This is a genomic window from Methylorubrum subtropicum (assembly GCF_038442325.1).
GTDB lineage: Bacteria > Pseudomonadota > Alphaproteobacteria > Rhizobiales > Beijerinckiaceae > Methylobacterium > Methylobacterium subtropicum.
Genome location: NZ_JBBXMW010000014.1, coordinates 76,943 through 93,377 on the forward strand (window position 1 = coordinate 76,943; position 16,435 = coordinate 93,377).

Sequence of the window (16,435 nt, forward strand, 5' to 3'; positions counted from 1 at the left end):
TTACTCCGCGGCGACGGGCAGGGCCGCAGCAGCCGAAAACAGCGTCCCGGCCGAAGCCTCCGCCTCAGCGAGGTTCCGCGCAGCCTGCGCGTAGTAGGCCCGGTTCAGCTCGACCCCGGCGAACTTGCGGCCGGTCTTCAGCGCGACGTAACCCTCGGAGCCAATGCCGGCGAAGGGCGACAGCACCGTGTCTCCGGGATTCGACCAGAGCCGAATGCAGCGCTCAATTAGGTCGAGCGGCATCGGGCATAGGTGCTTCTCCGCCTCCGGGTCGCGCGCCTGCTTGGCGTTGAGGACGTTGGTCTCGTTGGTATCCATCCATACCGGGGAAGCCCAGCGCTGCCACACATCCAGGGACTCGAGATAGCGCGGGTCCTGCTTCTGCTTGGCGTCGGACAGGGCGGCGTAGTCGGGCAGGTCCTCGTGCGAGGCCGCTCGACGGGAAACGAAGCGGGCGCCCTCCCCGGCCCATTCCGGCCAGAGGCCGGGCAAGTGCGTGACGGGCGCCGTCTCCGCCATGCCGTCGTCCCACTTGCGGAACGTGACGATGTATTCGGGCAGCCCCTGGCGCACGCGGCCCGCGTCGGTGCGGAAGTTCTTGTAGAGCAGGCCGTCGGGCTTGGCCTTCGTCATCTCCCGCACCGGGCAGCGCCAGACCGTCGTTTTGCTGTGCAGCGTCCAGCCTGCGCGCAGATGGGTGCGGATGCAGGCGCCGGTGAAGTCGATGAGGCCGCGGTCGCCCTTGGCGCTGGCGTTCGAGTAGTAGACGAGATCCTTGACGTGGATGGAGACGAGCCGGCCCGGCCGGATCACGCGCAGCAGCTCGCGCGCGACATGGCTGTAGGCCTCCTGAAAATCCTCGTCCGTCTCGACGTTGCCCATGTCGCGGGCCGAGTCGGAGTAGATGTAGAGGTTGGCGAACGGGGGAGAGTAGACGCTGAAGTCGATGGAGTTTTCGGGCAGGCGCGCCAGGACCTCCACGCAGTCGGCGTTCCACAAGGTCCAGGCGTCGCCCGCGGCGACGGCGTTGCACGGGATCTCGGTCATGCGGACACCATCCACGCGGGCAGCGTGCTCTTGAGGGACGGGCGGTAGTCTTCGAGGACGGCGGAGGCGCGGGACGCGCGCGCCATGGCGGCGGTCATCTCCCGCTTCATCGCGTCGTGGTCGGCAGCCTTGCGGGCAACGACGGCGCCGATCGCGCCTTCGGTGTCGGCGGCGACCACATGCACATCGACAGGCCGGGTCTGGCCGAAGCGCCAGCAGCGGCGGACGGCCTGATAGTAGCTCTCGTAGGAGAACGAGAGGCCGACGAAGGCGACACGGGCGCAGTGCTGCCAGTTCAGGCCGAAGCCCGCCACGCTCGGCTTGCTGATGAGGTGGCGAACGGCCCCGCGGGAGAACGCATCCAGGCGCTCTTCCTTGACGTCGGCCGACATGGAGCCGCGCACCTCGACGGCGCCGGGCAGCGCGGCCGCCAGCGCGTCGGCCTCATAGTCCGTGTCACACCAGACGATCCACGGCTCATCCGCCTCGCGCGCGACGATCTCGGCGACCCGGGCGGCCCGCGCCTCCGCGGTCAGGCGCTTCTCGCGGTGGAGCGATGTTGCCGACAGGTCGGGCATGCGGAAGAGCCGGCCCTGGCCGTCGCGCTCCTCGCCCGCGGCCTCGGCGCGATCGACGCGGATGGTATGACGCGCCGTGCGCAGCTCGGGCAGTGCATAGCCCTCGTCCGAGAAGCCGAGATCCGAGGGCTTGGCGACGCAGCGCGCCCAGGACGAGACCCATTCCCAGAACGGGCGCACCGCGGCGCGTTTCAGCCTATAGCGGCCCATCTCGCGGTGGTCTGTCACGAACCAGCGGGTCAGCATCTCGTTACTGTCCATCACGCCGAGAAACTGCGCCTGCTGGCCCAGCTCCATGTGATCGTTCGGGGCCGGCGTCGCCGTCGCCGAGAGGCGGAACGGCGTGCGGGCGAAGGCCTCGATCAGCCGCCGTGTGGTCGCGCCGGTGAAGTTCTTGATGATGGAGGCCTCGTCCAGCACGACGCCGCCAAAAGCGTCGAGGTCGAAGCGGTCCAGTCGCTCGTAGTTCGTGATGACGATGCGGGCCCGATCGGCCGAGTTCGGCTCGCGCCGATAGCCGGCGTCGATGCCCCACCGCTCGGCCTCGCGGGCGTGCTGCGGGCCGACGGCGAGCGGCGCCAGCATCAGCACCGGGCGATTGGTCGCCTCGACGACGACGCGGCCCCATTCGAGGCCGGCGAAGGACTTGCCGAGGCCGGTATCGAGGAAGTGCCCAGCGCGGCCGGCGCGCAGGGCGAACTCGACGCAGTGGACCTGATGCGGCTTCAGGGCCGAATGCAGCGCCGGCACGTGGGTGAGGCCCGACGGCTGCGCCTCGACGCGCTTGCGGGCGATGTGGGCGTGATAGGCCTCGAGGCTCATGGGCGGGCTCCGGCGATGCGTGCCGCGTGCCGCTCGTCCTGCAGGTGCGCGAGGATCTGACAGACCTCCGCCTCGGGCAGGCCCGTGGCCTCGGCGATGTCGATGGTGTCCTTCCGCTCCGCCCAGAGGCGGGCGACGGTGCGCCGGTTCAGGTCGGCGACGATCGGATGCGGGTCGGCCGCGGGCGCTCTCACCGCGCCCTCCCGGCAAGTACGGTTTCGACCTGCCCCTGGCTCAGCCCGAGCGCGACGGCGATGTAAGTGGGGCTCTGATGGAGCGCGGCGCGGGTCTCGATCTCGGCGGCGTCCTCGGGCTCGACCGCGAGGGCGCGCAGGACGACGCGGACATCGGTCGCGGCCTTGTCGATGGCGGTGCGGATCGCCTGGACGAAGCGGGCACCGTCGTCGGGGAGGACGCCCGCGGTCACGATCGCGTCGATGCAGGGCTTGATGCGGTTGTCCGGGTCGCCCTGAAACGGGGGCAGGATGATCTCGACCTCGGCGGGGCCGGCGATGCGGCCGGGCCGCGGGCGCTGCAGCTCGATCGCCAGCACGGCCTGCTGGCGCCAGGACCGATAGCGCGGCGTCTTGATCCGTCCGCCGCGGACGTTGGCGTAAAGGGTGTTCGTGCTCGGCGGGAGCGGGAAGCGCAGCTCGACCACCGGTACGATGGGGCGCTGCGCGTATTGCGGGCGCTCCTCAGGCTTGAGGCGCGCGCCCGTGCGTCGGGATGTGGAGCCGGGCGCGCGCATGGGCGTCAGGCCGCGAGGGATTCGTCGGCGGGGGCCGTGTCGCCCGCGCTCGGGCCGGCATCGGCATCCGGCGCCGCGCCACCGCGGCCCAGCCCCGCCGCCTTCGCCGGCTCGGACCGGGCGGCCGAGTAGTTCGGCGAGACCATCGGATAATCGACGGGCAGGCCGAACCGGGCGCGGTAGCCCTCGGGCGTCAGGTTGTGCGTGGTCAGGTGCCGGCGGAGCGTCTTGTAGGGCTTGCCGTCGAGGAAGGAGATGAGCGCGTCGGGAGTGATCGAGGCCGCGATCTGCGCCTCGGTCGGCTTCTCGACCGCGGGCTCGGCGTGGGCTGGCGTGCCGCCCTGGCCCGGCACGTCCACCGCGACCGACGCCTTGAGCGCGCTGCTGACCGACAGGATGAGCTTCGGCAGGCTTTCGATCGTCGTCGGGTTCTTAACGAGGTAGGCGGAGACGATGTCGGCGGTGTAGCTCAGCGTCGGATCGAAGACGGCGCAGGCTTCGAGGATCGGGAACGGCTTGTCGCCGATGGACTCGGTCATGACGGGCTCCTAAGGTTCTTGAGATGCCGGGAGCCGCCCGGCGGCGGGAGCGGTGAGGCGTCAGCCCCAGGGCGCGGCGGCGTCGGCCGGCGGCGCGGTTCGGCGCGGCACCATCGGCTCGACATCGTCGAACCGGGCCGCGATCCCGGCATTGCGGGCGACCTCGGACAGGACGGCGGAGAGGTGCTGGGTCGCTGCGATCGACCAGACCTCGGGCGGGAAGCCGCGCATGACGACTGCGACTTCGTCCACGCCGGCGACGGCGGTGATGGAGGCGACGATGCTGCCCGTGGCGTCGCGCCAGACGAGGCCGTCGCTCGCGAGTTCGACGGTGAGGTCGCTAGTCATGGGCGGCCCTCTTCAGCCACCGTAGAAGCCGCATCCACTGCCTGTCGCAGAACAGCACGAGCCTGCTCCACAGAATGGCGGCGAGACCCGGCGGCGAGGCTTTCGGTGCAGTCGGCATCGGCGGCGAGCTTCCTGAGTTGCCGCTGTTTTTCGGCGGCGTGGGCGGCTTCGAGCGCGGACAGGATGTGCGAGGCGATCGTCTTGGGCGGCCGGTATTTCAGCGCCCATAGCTTTCTGAACGGAATGCCGGCGCTGCGGGCCACGCGGCCCATCGCGTTGCCGGCGTCGCCCCAACCCTCCGCCTCCCAGCGAATGAGTTCGGTCGTCCAGCCCTGAGCGCGAACGACGTCTTGGTTAGCCATTTGCGTTTTCCGCAAACACTTTTTGCACATCTGCAAAAAACCCCGTGCTTTCTTGATAAGCACTGGAGGGCAGCCGCAGATGAAGCAGAGAGGGAAAGGGATACGCGGCGAACACACGGACGCGACCGGACCCGGCTTGGCGGCAGGACCGAACGCGCAGGGACAGACCGACGCCGCGGGCGGCAACCCAACGGCGGCGAAGACGAGCGACAGCGCCGGCAAGCGCGGTCGCAAGATGATGAACGGGGTGAAGCGCGCGCACGGCTGGCGCGTGCAGGAGGGCAAACGGCATGGGGGCTGACGACGACAGCGGCGCAGCCGCCTCGCTCCTGGCGCTGCACGCCATGGTGACGTGGCTGGTGCGGCGGGAGATCGAGCGGGCGCCCGAGGCGCGGGCGGGCCTGCTCACGCACGTCGAGATCGCGATGGCCGCGGTGGTGCGGCGCGATCCGGCTCTGCTTGGCGCGGCGCAGGATGCGTGCGCCAGCGTGGCGAGGGCAGCCGGGGCGAGCGAGGCGCCGGCGGGGCTGCAATAGGGTGCGCCGAATCCCACGGCGCTTCCGGGCCTCCGGCCGGTTCCGGTGACGCTGATCGCGACGGTCAAATCCAGATCCAATGAAGCGCGCACGACGCTCCCCGTTCGATCCAAGTTTGCTTTTTGATGATGACCATGGCGGCCTCCAGTGAAGCGAGAAGCGCCCGACCCCGACGCTGTGGGAATGACAAGGGTCGGGCGCGATCCGGCGGTCGGCCGGTGAAGCGACCGCTGGATGGGGAAATGAGAGGTGCGGGAGATCGCGGCCATGTCACACCGGCTCCAGACCGAAGCGGCGGCAGGCCAGAACGATGTCGCGCTGTGTGACGGCGCCGGTGGCCCCACAGAAGCGCTTGCGCTCGCGGCCGATGGCGTTGCGATTGATCCCGAAGGCGTAGGCAATCTCGTCTACGCCCAGGCCGCCGGCGAGCATCCGGGCGACCATGATCGTGCGCGGGAACAGGCCAGCGACCGAGGCGTCCGCGCGCACGCGGCAGCGCGGAAGATCGTTCACGAGTTCGGTGGACGCGAGCTTCATCGATCAGCCCCCGTAGCGCCGAGCGGCGCACAATGCTGGCGCACCGCCGCGATGACGGCCGAAGCCGGAAACCCGGTCGCGCCCTCGATCTCGGGCAGCGTCAGGCCCGCGAGATGAAGGCAGGCGACGCCATGGGACGGGTCGAGGCCGTCACGGTCGAGGAGGAAGAGGCGCTGGCGCATGGCGCGAGCGAGGCGCGAGGGCGTGTAGGCGCTCTGGATCGGGCGCAGCCGCGGGGCTTTCTCGGGTCTGCGATAGCCGAGGACGCGCGCCCGCTGGCCGACGAACCAAGCGCCGATGCCGATGTGCGCGGCGATCTGCTTGAGGTTGAGGCCTTGAGCGAGCCCGTCGGAGATCTCGGCATCGAAGCGGTCGCCGTAGCCGACGCCGCGCTGGAAGGCGGGGTGCGGGCTCATGCGGAAGCCCTCGCAGGCTGGGGGGATTCAGCAGGTACGGCCTGGCCGCTGCTAGCCGCAGCCTCAATGTGAGCGATGACCCGTCCGGCCAGTTCGAGGTTCGGGACGCGCCCAGCCCGGAGATCACGAACGAAATTCGGGTCGTTAGCCAGCGTGATGCCGAAGCGCGTCGGCGTGATGCCGGAGACGGCGAGGTGATCCTCTACGCGCTGCAGAAATTCGCCGACGGTCATCATCATGCCGCCAATCTATAGGACTATTCCTATCTTGCAAGAGGATTCTGCCTATTCGACGCACGGCAAGCGGCGGCTTAGGGTTGTGCCTATGGCCGACGAGCGCGACGTGATCCGCGAAGCAGTGGCGCGGAACAAAACTTTGGACCTGTCGAAGCTGTCGAAGGCTCTCGGCAAGAACCACGCCTATCTACAACAATACTTAGAGCGCGGTGTTCCTAAAACGCTTAAAGATAAAGACAAAAAAGCCCTCGCTGCCATGATCGGCGTGAGTCCGAACGACTTGGGGCTTGAGGATGACGGATCCGGGTTGCCCGGAGACTTTGTCATCGTGCCTGAATATGAGCTTGACCTGTCCGCGGGTGGCGGGTCGCCATTCGACGAGAAGCGTGTCGTTGAGGAATGGCCATTTCCCGGCGCGTTTTTGCGCAATGTCCTCGCAGTCTCCCCCACTCGCCTGATCATCGTTCGCGTTGTTGGCGATAGTATGGAACCAACGTTTAAGCCGAACGACCGCGTCATGGTCGATCTTGATGATGTCAATGTGGCGCAGCCGGGCGTCTTCGCTGTCAACTTGGACGACACAGCGGTGATCAAGCGCTTGGAGGCGGTACCGTTGTCGCGGCCCAGGAAAATTGTGCTGATCAGCGACAACACAGTGCATGAAAAGTACACAGTTGAGGCAAGTCGCATCAAAGTGATCGGCAGAGTTATCTGGTTCAGTCGCCAGATCTAAAGCGAGAAGTGATTATGAAGAAGTTGTTTGCTCTGGTTGCAGTTGGATTGCTCGGGGCATGCGTATCGCAAAAGCCTCCGGTAAAGCTCTTAGCAACCCCTGACGACCCGAAAATCCTCAACCGCGTCAATCAAAAGGGCACGTCCCGCATACAGGGACAGGCCTTCATGCGGCAGGTCGGCGGCGGCGTAGTCACTGCGGCTGGCGAAAAGGTGGGGCTGTTTGTTGCGACCCCCTACACTGAAGAAGCGTTTGCAACAGTGAAATCAGGGCAAAATATCGACCAATCCACAGACACGCTTAACTTCAAGCAGTACATAAAGACCACAACGGCGGATGCTACTGGAAACTTTGAGTTCGATCAAATCCCGCCTGGAAACTACGTGGTTGTGACCAAGGTGGCTTGGCAGGTGCCACAGGGGCGCTACGGCATGTCCGATGAGGGCGGCGTCCTCAACCAAAAAGTTACAGTCGCACAAGGCCAGACGGCCAAGATCATCATGAACCGCTGACCTATGGTCGACTCGGCGGCGATCATTTCGCGCATGCGCACCGCGCTCGCCGCCGAGAAAGTCGTCGTCGGCCCTTTGATTTGGCGCGCTGGCACGCGGCCTCGGACGTTCGCCCTGGCCGCACTGGCGGAGCACCCCGATCAAAACATGGAAGTTCACCTCACAGCCGCCGCGGCGCTGCCGAACGAGCATGTGGGCTTCCAGCTTTGCCTCTCGGTTCCGGGCCACACTTTTCCCGTCACGCGGTTCGATTGGCGCCCGCCCCGACCCCACGTCAACAGGTTTGGCCCCCTGCGAGGGCTCAGCAGCGGGACCGGCTTGCACCCGTTCGAGGAAAACGCTGAGCTTGGGCTTGCGATGATGGTGACGCACAACCTTCCGGTCTGCATGCCGATCGACCCGGAGCCGCCCGACTTTTCGAGCGCTGTTGCCTATGTCTGTGATACCTTCCGCTTAGAGCTACGAGAGCCGATACCGCTGCCGCCATGGTCGCCCACCCTGATCTGACCCACAGCGCGCCGTTGTCCGCCATAGCGGACAAGGCAGCGCGCGCGCTGATCCAGGTCCGCCGCGGGCCAGGCCTCGATGCGCGCGTAACGCTTCCGGTCCTCTACCCATCGGGCAGCTGCGTCGGCCTTCGCATTGGCGGTGGCGGCAAGGGCTTCATGATCACCGACGACGGCGGCGCCTGCGCAGAGGCGGACATGGCCGGCGCCAGCGAGTTCTTTCACCGCGCGGCCAGGGAGACGGCCGAGCGATGCGGCGTGCGCTTCGACGGCCACGAGATGTTCGAGATCGAGGCGCCCTCCGAAGCGCTGCCCGGCTTCATGGCAATCGTCGCCGACGCCTCGCGGCGCGCCGCGCAGCTCGTGGCCGAGCGGCAGGCCGAGCGACTTGACCGCCGGTTCCGGACCGGCCTTGCCGACCGGCTCATCAGCGTGTTCGGATCGGACAGGGTAGACATTCGTCCGCAGGTGTCCGGCGCATCCACGCATGCATGGCTCTTCGACGCCGCCGCTCGCCTCGGTGAGCGCACGGTTCTCTTTGCCGCGGTCACGCCGTCGGCAGTCTCGGTGTCGTCGGCCTACCTCAAGCTGGACGACGTCGCCCGGCTTCCCGGCGCGCCCGACACGGTTGCGGTGCTCTCTCGCCATTCTCTGTTTCGGCAGGACCAGCGCCTAATCTTGGGGCGCACCGCCAGAATTATCGACGCAACGGCGTCTGACGAGGCGTTTCGTCGGATCGCTGCATAAGCGCATTACGGCGACCGCTATCCGGCCACTCTCGATATCCTCGCCGCCCCGCCTTGTGCGGGGTTTTTGTGCCCACGGCGCCACGGGAGATGCCGTTCCACAATTTTCCGCCGATAGGTAAAATCCTATTGACGTCAAAATAGGACTATTCCTATAGTGCTTCCATCGCCCCTCGCGGTGGAGCCCTCCCCGATGTCATTCGCTCGCATCCCGACCGTCACCGACTTGACCTCGGGGGAGGATCGTTTCACGCGCCGTCGCCGCAACCGCAGCAGCGACAGCGCCCTGCGCGCGAGAGAGAAGCAGGCCGAGGCCGCCAAGAAGGAGCCGTTCGCCGCCTTTTTCCTGCACGACGAGCACAAGCGCCTGACGACTGCGTTGCTGCGGCTCCAGCGGGCCGGCGACGGCGGCGCGGCTTCGGCCTACGCCATCCTCGACCGCACCATCCGGACCAAGCGCTCCGGCTTCGTCGCCGTGTCGCCCGAGCCTGCCCAGGCCAAGACGCTCGCCACCTACCTGCGCAAGCGCGGCGTGGACGGCTTCTGTCAGGGCCTCGCTCGTCTCGACGAGATCGCCGGCACGGAGCAGCCCGCGGGCCGACCCGTTGATCTCTGCGGCTTCGATTTCGAGCGCATCCTTGCGCAGCTCGACGCCGCCGCCGATGCCGGCAGTGCCGACGCCGCCCGCGCGGCGGCCCATCTGCGCACCGCTACGGTGAAGTCCACGCTGGTCCGCTTCTTCGTCAACCACGAGGCCGCGGGCGAACTCGCCGACGCGCTGCACGCCGCCGGCGCCGGGCGCCGCCTGGTCCACGACGTCGATCTCATCGCGGGCCGCGCCGGCTTCCGCGAGCCCCTGGCCGCGCCCGCCGCCTGACACGCATCGGCGCCCCTCCCCTCCGCCGTGCCTGCCCCATTCCCTCCAGCCGCCCGAGGTCCGCCCATGTGCGCGCCGTTCAGCCCCACCGATTCCGCTGAGACCACCGCCCTCACCTCTCTCGACCTCGCCGACGCTGCCGGCCGCGCCTGCATCGCCATCGCCGGCATCGTGGAGATCGTCCGCCAGGTCGCCATCGACGACGCGACCAGCGCGCAGCTCGGGCCCCGGGGCGCACACCACGCCAACCTCGCCCGCATGCGGTTCGAGGAGGAGGTGATCGCTCTGCGCGCCGTCCTCTGCAACGCGCTGGCCGGCACGTCCGTGACCTTCGCCAGCGAGACCGATTTCGCGGCTGTGCTGCCCGCCCGCATCGAGCGCAACAATCGAGCGATCCTGGCGACTGCGATGCGCCGGGTCGACGCGGTCGAGGCTGCCGACGCCGCCGGCATGCGGGCCGCCCACGACCGCGGCGACGCCATCTCCGCCGCCCTCTACGGCACCACCGAGACCGCGCCCTGTGCCGATCTCACTCGCGAGGCCGAAGCTTACGACTACGGGCGCTCGGCGGCGGCCAACGCCTCCTATTCGGCCGCCGCCTATCAGGCCGGCTTCGTCAGCCCGGCTGCGACCTGACCGCCATGACCGCCGAGTTCATGGCCGGCCTCGCGCTGGCCGTCGCCTGCGCCGCCATCGTGCTCGCGACCGTCACTCTGGTGATCGTCTCGCAGACGCACGCGCTGAACGAAGACGAGCGCCAGCACCCGCCGGCGCCGGCCAACGGCAACACCCCCTGCCCCGAGGTCTACGATGATTCCGCGTCCGTCGGCGGCCGTTGAGCCGCGCCTGAACCTGACCGCGCTCGCCATCGCGATTGCCGGCCCCGGCTCGATCATCGCCGCCGTCATCGGCAGCGGGTGGCTGTGGAGCCTGCAGCCGTGAGCCAGTCCGAACTCATCCCCATGCCGTCACCGCAGACGGCGCTTCAGGTCTTTACGACCGAGGGTGGGATCGACCCGCTCATCGCCCGCATCCGCTCCGAGGTGGACGGCTTCACCGCCGACATCTCGACGGCGAAGGGCCGCGCCGAGGTGAAGAGCTTCGCGTTCCGCATCACGAAGACGAAGACCTCCTTGGAGGCCATTGGCAAGGCGCTTGCCGCCGAACAGAAGTTGATCCCCGGCAAGATTGACGCCTGCCGCCGCCGCACGTGGTCGATCCTCGAAGGACTGTGCGACGAGGTGCGCAAGCCTCTTACCGAGTGGGAGGAGGCCGAGGCCGCCCGCGTTGCCCGGCACCGGGCCGAGATCGCCCGGCTCTACAGCCTGCCCGCGTCTGTCGCCACCGTCGCCGCAATCGACGCCGCCACCGCGGCGCTCGACGACCTCGCCATCGGCCCGACCCTCGAGGAGTTCGCCGCCGAGTACGCCATGGCGAAGGACACGGCCCTGCGCGAGCTGCGCGGCAAGCGGGCGGAGCGCGTCCGCCTCGATGCGGAGGAGGCCGAGCGCGCCCGACTACGCCAAGAGGCCGAGGAATGCGCCGCTCGCGAACGAGAGGAGCGCATCCGCGCCGAGGCCATCGCCGCCGAGCGGGCCCGTGCCGAGCGGGAGGCTGCGGAGCGCCAGGCGCAGGCCGAGCGTGCGGCAGCAGAGGAGCGGGCCCGTATCGCCGCCGAGGCTGCGCGGGTCGAGGCTCGGGCCCAGGCTGAGCGCGACGCCGCCGCCCGCCGGGAACAGGAGCTGCGGCTTGCCGCAGAGGCTGCCGAGCGCCGCGCTGCCGAGACCGAACTGCGCGTGAAGCGCGAGGCCGAGGCGGAGGCCGCCCGCGTGGCCGCTGAAGCTGCCCGACGCGAGGCGGATGCCCGTCGCCGCGGGAAGGTCAATCGCGAGGCCGTCGCCGCCCTGGTGGCCGGCGGCATCGCGGAAGAGGTCGCCAAGCTCGCCGTGACGATGATCGCCCGCAAGGCGGTCCCGCACGTCAGCATCTCGTACTGAGGGAGGCGCGCCATGGCCGACACCCACGCGCCTTACATCTTGGTCTTCAGCGCCATACCCGGCGACCCCTCGGCGTTGATTGAGTTTGCCGGGACGGCCGAGGATTGGCGCACATCGGCGATGGCGACCAAGACCAGCGCCGAGATCGCCGCCGACGTGTCGCGCACGCTGGATGCGCGCTCGGCCGTGCTCAAGGCCCTTCGCGCCGTCCGATCCGACTGCCGCGATCCCGACACCGATACCGCTCTCGCTCCTGCCACCGGTGAGCTTGTCGAGGCGGCCCTTGCTGCGATGGGGGATCGGTCGTGATCCGCTGCGACGCCGTCACATACGAGGACGTCGGCACCACCGCGCGTCGGCCCCTCACGCCTTCGCAGAAGCTCGAACTCTACGAGGAGCAGAAGGGCATCTGCCCGCTGTGCGGCCTCTTCATGCGGCCCGGCAAGCGGCTGATCGACGAGCATCTGCGCGCGCTCGGCCTCGGCGGCACCAACGACTTCGGCAACCGGGCGATCGTCCACGAGGCTTGCGCCCAGGCGAAGACACACGGGCCGAACGGTGACCTCGCGGTGATCGCCGACGCCAAGTCGCAGAAGCGCTCGATCCTCGGCTTCGAGCGGCCGAAGGGCCGACCCATGCCGGGCTCCAAAGCCTCCGGCCTCAAGCGCGGCTTCGACGGCCGCGTCACCCGACGATGAACCCCTCGCATCAGGAAAGGCGCGCACCCATGCCCCGGCCCGTTAACCCTGACGATTTCGAAATCGGCCGCCGCATCTACACGGCGCGCCGACGCAAGGGCATCCCGCAGCAAGAGGCATCTATCGCTGTCGGCATGGCTTCAACCGCGCTCAGCGAGATCGAGCGCGGCGTGCGGACCCTGAAGGCGCCGACGCTCGCCAAGATCGCGGCACTCCTCGACGCCGATCCGACCTTCCTGCTCACCGGTGCGCCCGGACGCGGCTCGCTCACGCCGCGGGAACACAAGCACATACAGAATTGCCGCCAGCTCACGCCGGCCCGCTTCGACGCCATCGAGCGCATCGTCGCCACTCCGGAGGCGCGCACATGCTGAGCGCGTCCGACCTCGCTGGCTTCGATCTGTCCGGCCTCTCCTCAGGCCTTCAGAGCCTTGTGGTCCGCCACGACCGCTACCGCCGTGAGGCGGCCAGCATCGGCGTTCCGCCCGACTGCCCCGAGACCTACAGCCTCGTCCAAGTAGCGCAGCGCGATGCCGAGGTGCTGGCCAACGCCGAACGGCTCGTCGCCTTCATCCGCCAGTTCGCCGCCGACGAGAACGAGGCCCGGTCCGCGCCCGGATCGCCCTCGGCCGGAAGCCTCATGGCGCGCGCCCTGGCCGCGATCTCCGGCGCTCCTCCCGCCCGTCACTGCCGCACCCTCAAGCGCGAAGCCGAGTCCCTTGGAGAGAGGGAGGGGGTGAAGTGAGCGGACCTCTCATTATCGACAGCTTCGCGGGCGGCGGCGGCGCGTCCGAGGCCGTCAGAACCGTGCTTCTCGCCTGCCTGCCGCCGGGCGTCCCGCCATCGTTTCAGGAGATCGTCTCGGCCCGCTACGTCGGGTCTGGACGCCAGCGCCGGGCGCGCGCCGAGCTTAGGATGTTCGACGGACTGCCTGCGATCGTCGAGGTGTTCATCGGCGGAGTCGCTCTCGGTGTCCCGATGCCGGGCCATCAGTGGATGGAGATGGAAGGCGGTCCCTGCGCCTTCGAGGGCGGTCGCTGGCAGCGGTTTCCCGAAGACCTCGACTTGTTCACCCCCACCCCATCACCCGCCCATCGGGCCGGCGCGGAGGGCTGAGACGATGACGCCTCTTCAGTATCGCCGCTGGTACGATTTCGCCCGTAGGATGGCGCTGCGCACATTCGATGGTATCACGCCAGCTCGGCGTCTCAAGATCGCAAAGAAAGTGCGCCATGTCCTGTGGTGCTTAGAAAGCGATGTCCCCGACATCGTCGATTGGGACAACAGCCCCTCCTATGTCTGCGATGCGGTTGATAGCCTGCTGTCGGAGCATGATCATTATAGAACCAAGGCAAACGGCGATGAGGAGCCGTTTGGAAATCGGTTTCACAATCAAGTAACGTGCTGTATCCGCGCTGGTCTCGACATGGCTTCTGCCCCATCGGCGGGAGTGCTCGGCTGGTCTGTAGGTGATCTTCGCAAGATGTATCCGCTTGGCATTCCTGAGTGGATAACGGCTGGCTTCAACCCACCGATCACGAGCGAGACGCCTGATGACACGGGAGTCTGGCTATGACGCCCCACGCCATGACCACCCAGGCAGGAACGGGCGCGGTGCGCCCCGTGCGGAAGCGGTGGCACGTCGTCCGGGCGAAGCCGGGGCAGTTGCTCGCCCGCTACGGCCGTGACGAGCCCTACAACAATCCCGACGTGATCTACTCGTGGCCGGATCGCAACGGGAAGTGCGACACCCGCGTGCTGATGCGGGCCTTTGAAGAACTGATCGTCCACGACGGCAATACGCTCCGGCAGGAGCTTGAGGCTCGTGGCTACGACATCACGACGCTGCGCTTCTCCATCAAGCGCCTGCCCGTCACCCCCACCCCCGATGCCCCGACAGCCGATCATCCTCGTGGGGGTGGGCTGTCCTCAAATACGGAGACCGCCCGATGACGACCTCCAGCATGAGCATGGAGGCCGGCGAGGTCTCCGAACGCATCGACGTCCTCGACCACGGCTATGTCCGGCTGGTCGAGAGCATGGGTTCCGACCTCTCTATCGTCCGGGCCGCCCGCGTCAGCTACGACGCGGCATGGCGGGCCGGCGAGGATCAGGGCTCGGACCACCGCCTGATCCACTACCTCTGGAAGAACCGGCACACGACGCCATTCGAGTCGGTCGTTTTCCAGTTCGAGGTCTACGCGCCGATCTTCGTGTTTCGGCAGTGGCACCGGCATCGGACTTGGAGCTACAACGAGCTGTCCGGCCGCTACCGCGAACTGCCTGCGGTGTTCTACGTGCCGGACCCGGCCGTGGTGGGCGAACAGTCCACGTCGAACAAGCAGGGCCGGCAGGCGGGCGATCCCGGCCTTGTCGAGCAGCGGCGCGGCGAGGTCGAGCAGTATCGCGCGGCCTGCGAGGCGTCGTTCGCCGAATACCGCAAGCTGCTGGACGCCGGCTGGCCCCGCGAATTGGCCCGCTCGGTCCTGCCCGTCAGCACCTACAGCCATATGTTCGCGAAGGTGGATCTGCGGAACCTGCTCGGGTTCCTCGACTTGCGCGCCGACGCGCACGCTCAGCACGAAATCAGGGTCTACGCCGCGGCGATGCGCGACCTCGCCCGGCAAGTCGCGCCGGTCGCCCTCGCGGCATGGGAGGCGAACTGATGTCGGACGCCGTCAACAACCCGAAGCACTACACGTCGCATCCGTCTGGCGTGGAAGCCATCACCGTGTGCGAGCACATGGGCTTCAACCTCGGCAACGCCATGAAATACATCTGGCGCGCCGGGATCAAAACTGACGATCCGGTCGAGGATCTGGAAAAAGCCCGCTGGTATCTCAACCGCGAGATCGAACGCCGCCGCGCCGCCGCTACCCAGGAGTCCGCCCGATGACCGCCCCCACGCTCCAGGGGGCTGCGGCCTCCGCATCCGATGCGGTCGTGATGGTGGCGCGCCTCTGGTGCCGCGCTGAAGGCAACGACCCGGACGACACGATTTCCGATGCCGGGCACACCGTGCTCGACGCCCTGCTATCAGGCCAGGATCGCAAGGCGCTCGCAGCGATCCGGCAAGCCGAGGCCGACCTTCGCGCCGCCCTCGCGCCCCCGGCCGTACCGGAGAGCGTGCGGCGGGCGGTTGAGGCCTTCGATGCCGCAAAGGCCGATATGCATCGTCGTCGAGAAGCGGGCGAGTATTGGCATCTTGGCGAGGCGATTGTTCAAGAAAATCACGCCTACGACACGGCGCTCAGGTTCGTCCGCACCCTCCTCACCCCCACCCCGTCCCCCGATGGACCCGAGGTCTCTGCCCCTCCGGGCGGCGGTGGGGTGGTGGAGGACGAGCGCGTGCGCGAGTGGCGCAAGCGAGCGGAGGTTGCCGAGGCTCAGCTTGCAGCGCAGGCGGCGCTCCGAAGCCCTGATGGCGTCCGCTACCAGTTCCGCGAGATCGGCGAGGGCGAAGGCTGGATCGACTGCTCACGCGCGTCTTACGAGAGCTACAGCAGTGACCCGCACATCGACACGCGCAAGATCGGCGACGAGCGCTCTTGCACCTGCCATCCGAGCGACAACCCGCCTGTGCCCTGTGCAAAGAAGTACGCTCTTTCCGAGTGTCGCGCGGCTGCCGCCGCACCCGCCACCCCCGAGCCCGCGGCGGGCGGGGAGCGCGAGATCGTCCGGCATAAGGTGCGCGGCACGGAATACGAGGTGTTGGGCGAGGCCGAGACGCAGTATAGCGGCTGCGCTCGGTGGAGCGCCGAGGGTTATTATCGTCCTTTCCGCGATAACATGAAGCTCATTGTCTACCGCAGTCTTGACGACGGCAAACTGTGGTGCCGCTTCCCCGACGAATTCCGCGACGGCCGGTTCGAGACCCTATCCGCCCCAGCGGGGGCACAGACCGCGGACGGAGGCTGGTCCTTCGACATGGAGGCGGCGCCGCGGGACGGGACCGTCATCCTACTCTGGCGCGAAGGGTGGGTCGAGCCGTCTGCGGCGTACTGGGGCCTCGCTCCGCAGGCGGATGGCGCTGGCGTCGCCACGAAGCGGCATCCGTGGGTGTTCCTCGACAGCACCAACGGCCTTAACGGCTTCGAGGACGGCGAGCGCGGCCCCACGGCCTGGCACTCTATGCTCCCTGCCCCGCCGTCCTCCACCGCCACCGCGCACGATGCGCCCGAGGGAGGGCAGTAG

At 68.1% G+C, this 16,435-nt stretch carries 31 protein-coding genes; 21 read left to right on the top strand and 10 right to left on the bottom strand.

The annotated features are described in order from the left end of the window. The 7 genes from AAHG03_RS18765 to AAHG03_RS18795 are packed head-to-tail and all read right to left on the bottom strand — an operon-like array spanning window position 1 to window position 4,447. Entirely contained in the window at window positions 1-1,047 is a 1,047-nt protein-coding gene (locus AAHG03_RS18765) for a DNA-methyltransferase (RefSeq protein ID WP_342152357.1), read from the bottom strand. Then, window positions 1,044-2,447, bottom strand: a complete 1,404-nt coding sequence (locus tag AAHG03_RS18770) for a DEAD/DEAH box helicase (protein WP_342152358.1) — start codon at window positions 2,445-2,447, stop codon at window positions 1,044-1,046. Before AAHG03_RS18770 ends, AAHG03_RS18765 begins: the two co-directional genes overlap by 4 nt. Beyond that, window positions 2,444-2,641 (bottom strand): hypothetical protein, encoded by a 198-nt coding sequence (locus tag AAHG03_RS18775; protein WP_342152360.1) that lies wholly within the window; start codon window positions 2,639-2,641, stop codon window positions 2,444-2,446. The genes AAHG03_RS18770 and AAHG03_RS18775 overlap by 4 nt, the downstream gene beginning before the upstream one ends. Continuing rightward, window positions 2,638-3,198: a RusA family crossover junction endodeoxyribonuclease gene (locus AAHG03_RS18780; RefSeq protein ID WP_342152362.1), complete on the bottom strand. Its 561-nt coding sequence runs from the start codon at window positions 3,196-3,198 to the stop codon at window positions 2,638-2,640. Before AAHG03_RS18780 ends, AAHG03_RS18775 begins: the two co-directional genes overlap by 4 nt. A gap of 5 nt (window positions 3,199-3,203) precedes the next feature. Continuing rightward, the gene (locus AAHG03_RS18785; RefSeq protein WP_342152364.1) at window positions 3,204-3,737 is read right to left on the bottom strand and encodes a Ros/MucR family transcriptional regulator; all 534 of its coding nucleotides are present in this window, start codon (window positions 3,735-3,737) and stop codon (window positions 3,204-3,206) included. Between the two features lie 60 nt (window positions 3,738-3,797). Continuing rightward, entirely contained in the window at window positions 3,798-4,085 is a 288-nt protein-coding gene (locus AAHG03_RS18790; RefSeq protein ID WP_342152365.1) for a hypothetical protein, read from the bottom strand. Further along, window positions 4,082-4,447, bottom strand: a complete 366-nt coding sequence (locus AAHG03_RS18795; RefSeq protein WP_342152366.1) for a hypothetical protein — start codon at window positions 4,445-4,447, stop codon at window positions 4,082-4,084. Before AAHG03_RS18795 ends, AAHG03_RS18790 begins: the two co-directional genes overlap by 4 nt. Window positions 4,448-4,583: 136 nt before the next feature. On the opposite strand from AAHG03_RS18795, the gene AAHG03_RS18800 reads away from it, so the two are divergent. Both AAHG03_RS18800 and AAHG03_RS18805 read left to right on the top strand, forming a co-directional pair. Beyond that, window positions 4,584-4,748 carry a hypothetical protein gene (locus tag AAHG03_RS18800; RefSeq protein WP_342152367.1) on the top strand — a complete coding sequence of 55 codons (165 nt, stop codon included), beginning with the start codon at window positions 4,584-4,586 and terminating at the stop codon, window positions 4,746-4,748. Next, a complete protein-coding gene (locus AAHG03_RS18805; protein WP_342152369.1) occupies window positions 4,738-4,983 on the top strand; it encodes a hypothetical protein in 246 nt (81 codons plus the stop codon). The genes AAHG03_RS18800 and AAHG03_RS18805 overlap by 11 nt, the downstream gene beginning before the upstream one ends. 270 nt (window positions 4,984-5,253) lie before the next feature. Here the strand turns inward: AAHG03_RS18805 and AAHG03_RS18810 are convergent, their stop codons facing one another. From AAHG03_RS18810 to AAHG03_RS18820, 3 genes are read right to left on the bottom strand one after another with little or no spacing between them, the layout of a single operon-like run. Continuing rightward, the gene (locus AAHG03_RS18810; protein WP_342152371.1) at window positions 5,254-5,520 is read right to left on the bottom strand and encodes a hypothetical protein; all 267 of its coding nucleotides are present in this window, start codon (window positions 5,518-5,520) and stop codon (window positions 5,254-5,256) included. Next, window positions 5,517-5,936, bottom strand: coding sequence for a hypothetical protein (locus AAHG03_RS18815; protein WP_342152372.1), 420 nt, complete (start codon window positions 5,934-5,936; stop codon window positions 5,517-5,519). The genes AAHG03_RS18810 and AAHG03_RS18815 overlap by 4 nt, the downstream gene beginning before the upstream one ends. Continuing rightward, window positions 5,933-6,175 carry a hypothetical protein gene (locus AAHG03_RS18820; protein WP_342152374.1) on the bottom strand — a complete coding sequence of 81 codons (243 nt, stop codon included), beginning with the start codon at window positions 6,173-6,175 and terminating at the stop codon, window positions 5,933-5,935. Before AAHG03_RS18820 ends, AAHG03_RS18815 begins: the two co-directional genes overlap by 4 nt. Before the next feature lie 85 nt (window positions 6,176-6,260). Here AAHG03_RS18820 and AAHG03_RS18825 point away from each other — a divergent pair, with 85 nt between their 5' ends. The 19 genes from AAHG03_RS18825 to AAHG03_RS18915 all read left to right on the top strand — a co-directional run bounded on the left by AAHG03_RS18825 (window position 6,261) and on the right by AAHG03_RS18915 (window position 16,435). Continuing rightward, window positions 6,261-6,905: a S24 family peptidase gene (locus AAHG03_RS18825; RefSeq protein ID WP_342152375.1), complete on the top strand. Its 645-nt coding sequence runs from the start codon at window positions 6,261-6,263 to the stop codon at window positions 6,903-6,905. 14 nt (window positions 6,906-6,919) lie between these two features. Then, the gene (locus AAHG03_RS18830; RefSeq protein ID WP_342152377.1) at window positions 6,920-7,417 is read left to right on the top strand and encodes a hypothetical protein; all 498 of its coding nucleotides are present in this window, start codon (window positions 6,920-6,922) and stop codon (window positions 7,415-7,417) included. A gap of 3 nt (window positions 7,418-7,420) precedes the next feature. Further along, window positions 7,421-7,924, top strand: coding sequence for a hypothetical protein (locus tag AAHG03_RS18835; RefSeq protein ID WP_342152378.1), 504 nt, complete (start codon window positions 7,421-7,423; stop codon window positions 7,922-7,924). Then, window positions 7,903-8,670: a hypothetical protein gene (locus AAHG03_RS18840; protein WP_342152379.1), complete on the top strand. Its 768-nt coding sequence runs from the start codon at window positions 7,903-7,905 to the stop codon at window positions 8,668-8,670. Before AAHG03_RS18835 ends, AAHG03_RS18840 begins: the two co-directional genes overlap by 22 nt. A 192-nt stretch (window positions 8,671-8,862) precedes the next feature. Beyond that, a complete protein-coding gene (locus AAHG03_RS18845; protein ID WP_342152380.1) occupies window positions 8,863-9,546 on the top strand; it encodes a hypothetical protein in 684 nt (227 codons plus the stop codon). A gap of 66 nt (window positions 9,547-9,612) precedes the next feature. Then, window positions 9,613-10,182, top strand: coding sequence for a hypothetical protein (locus AAHG03_RS18850; protein ID WP_342152381.1), 570 nt, complete (start codon window positions 9,613-9,615; stop codon window positions 10,180-10,182). A gap of 5 nt (window positions 10,183-10,187) precedes the next feature. After that, window positions 10,188-10,385, top strand: coding sequence for a hypothetical protein (locus AAHG03_RS18855; protein ID WP_342152382.1), 198 nt, complete (start codon window positions 10,188-10,190; stop codon window positions 10,383-10,385). Further along, entirely contained in the window at window positions 10,357-10,488 is a 132-nt protein-coding gene (locus AAHG03_RS18860) for a hypothetical protein (protein ID WP_342152383.1), read from the top strand. Before AAHG03_RS18855 ends, AAHG03_RS18860 begins: the two co-directional genes overlap by 29 nt. Then, window positions 10,485-11,543 (top strand): hypothetical protein, encoded by a 1,059-nt coding sequence (locus tag AAHG03_RS18865; protein ID WP_342152384.1) that lies wholly within the window; start codon window positions 10,485-10,487, stop codon window positions 11,541-11,543. The genes AAHG03_RS18860 and AAHG03_RS18865 overlap by 4 nt, the downstream gene beginning before the upstream one ends. Window positions 11,544-11,555: 12 nt before the next feature. Further along, window positions 11,556-11,852 (top strand): hypothetical protein, encoded by a 297-nt coding sequence (locus tag AAHG03_RS18870; protein ID WP_342152385.1) that lies wholly within the window; start codon window positions 11,556-11,558, stop codon window positions 11,850-11,852. Beyond that, window positions 11,849-12,241, top strand: coding sequence for an HNH endonuclease (locus AAHG03_RS18875; RefSeq protein ID WP_342152386.1), 393 nt, complete (start codon window positions 11,849-11,851; stop codon window positions 12,239-12,241). Before AAHG03_RS18870 ends, AAHG03_RS18875 begins: the two co-directional genes overlap by 4 nt. After that, window positions 12,238-12,615, top strand: a complete 378-nt coding sequence (locus AAHG03_RS18880) for a helix-turn-helix domain-containing protein (RefSeq protein ID WP_342152388.1) — start codon at window positions 12,238-12,240, stop codon at window positions 12,613-12,615. Before AAHG03_RS18875 ends, AAHG03_RS18880 begins: the two co-directional genes overlap by 4 nt. Beyond that, window positions 12,609-12,986, top strand: a complete 378-nt coding sequence (locus AAHG03_RS18885) for a hypothetical protein (RefSeq protein WP_342152389.1) — start codon at window positions 12,609-12,611, stop codon at window positions 12,984-12,986. Before AAHG03_RS18880 ends, AAHG03_RS18885 begins: the two co-directional genes overlap by 7 nt. After that, window positions 12,983-13,357 (top strand): hypothetical protein, encoded by a 375-nt coding sequence (locus tag AAHG03_RS18890; RefSeq protein ID WP_342152391.1) that lies wholly within the window; start codon window positions 12,983-12,985, stop codon window positions 13,355-13,357. Before AAHG03_RS18885 ends, AAHG03_RS18890 begins: the two co-directional genes overlap by 4 nt. Window positions 13,358-13,361: 4 nt before the next feature. Further along, window positions 13,362-13,817 carry a hypothetical protein gene (locus AAHG03_RS18895; RefSeq protein WP_342152393.1) on the top strand — a complete coding sequence of 152 codons (456 nt, stop codon included), beginning with the start codon at window positions 13,362-13,364 and terminating at the stop codon, window positions 13,815-13,817. Further along, the gene (locus AAHG03_RS18900; RefSeq protein ID WP_342152394.1) at window positions 13,814-14,194 is read left to right on the top strand and encodes a hypothetical protein; all 381 of its coding nucleotides are present in this window, start codon (window positions 13,814-13,816) and stop codon (window positions 14,192-14,194) included. The genes AAHG03_RS18895 and AAHG03_RS18900 overlap by 4 nt, the downstream gene beginning before the upstream one ends. After that, on the top strand, window positions 14,191-14,907 hold the full coding sequence (gene thyX, locus AAHG03_RS18905) for an FAD-dependent thymidylate synthase (RefSeq protein WP_342152395.1): 717 nt from the start codon (window positions 14,191-14,193) through the stop codon (window positions 14,905-14,907). The genes AAHG03_RS18900 and thyX overlap by 4 nt, the downstream gene beginning before the upstream one ends. After that, window positions 14,907-15,137, top strand: coding sequence for a DUF3310 domain-containing protein (locus AAHG03_RS18910; protein WP_342152396.1), 231 nt, complete (start codon window positions 14,907-14,909; stop codon window positions 15,135-15,137). The genes thyX and AAHG03_RS18910 overlap by 1 nt, the downstream gene beginning before the upstream one ends. Beyond that, window positions 15,134-16,435: a hypothetical protein gene (locus tag AAHG03_RS18915; protein ID WP_342152397.1), complete on the top strand. Its 1,302-nt coding sequence runs from the start codon at window positions 15,134-15,136 to the stop codon at window positions 16,433-16,435. Before AAHG03_RS18910 ends, AAHG03_RS18915 begins: the two co-directional genes overlap by 4 nt.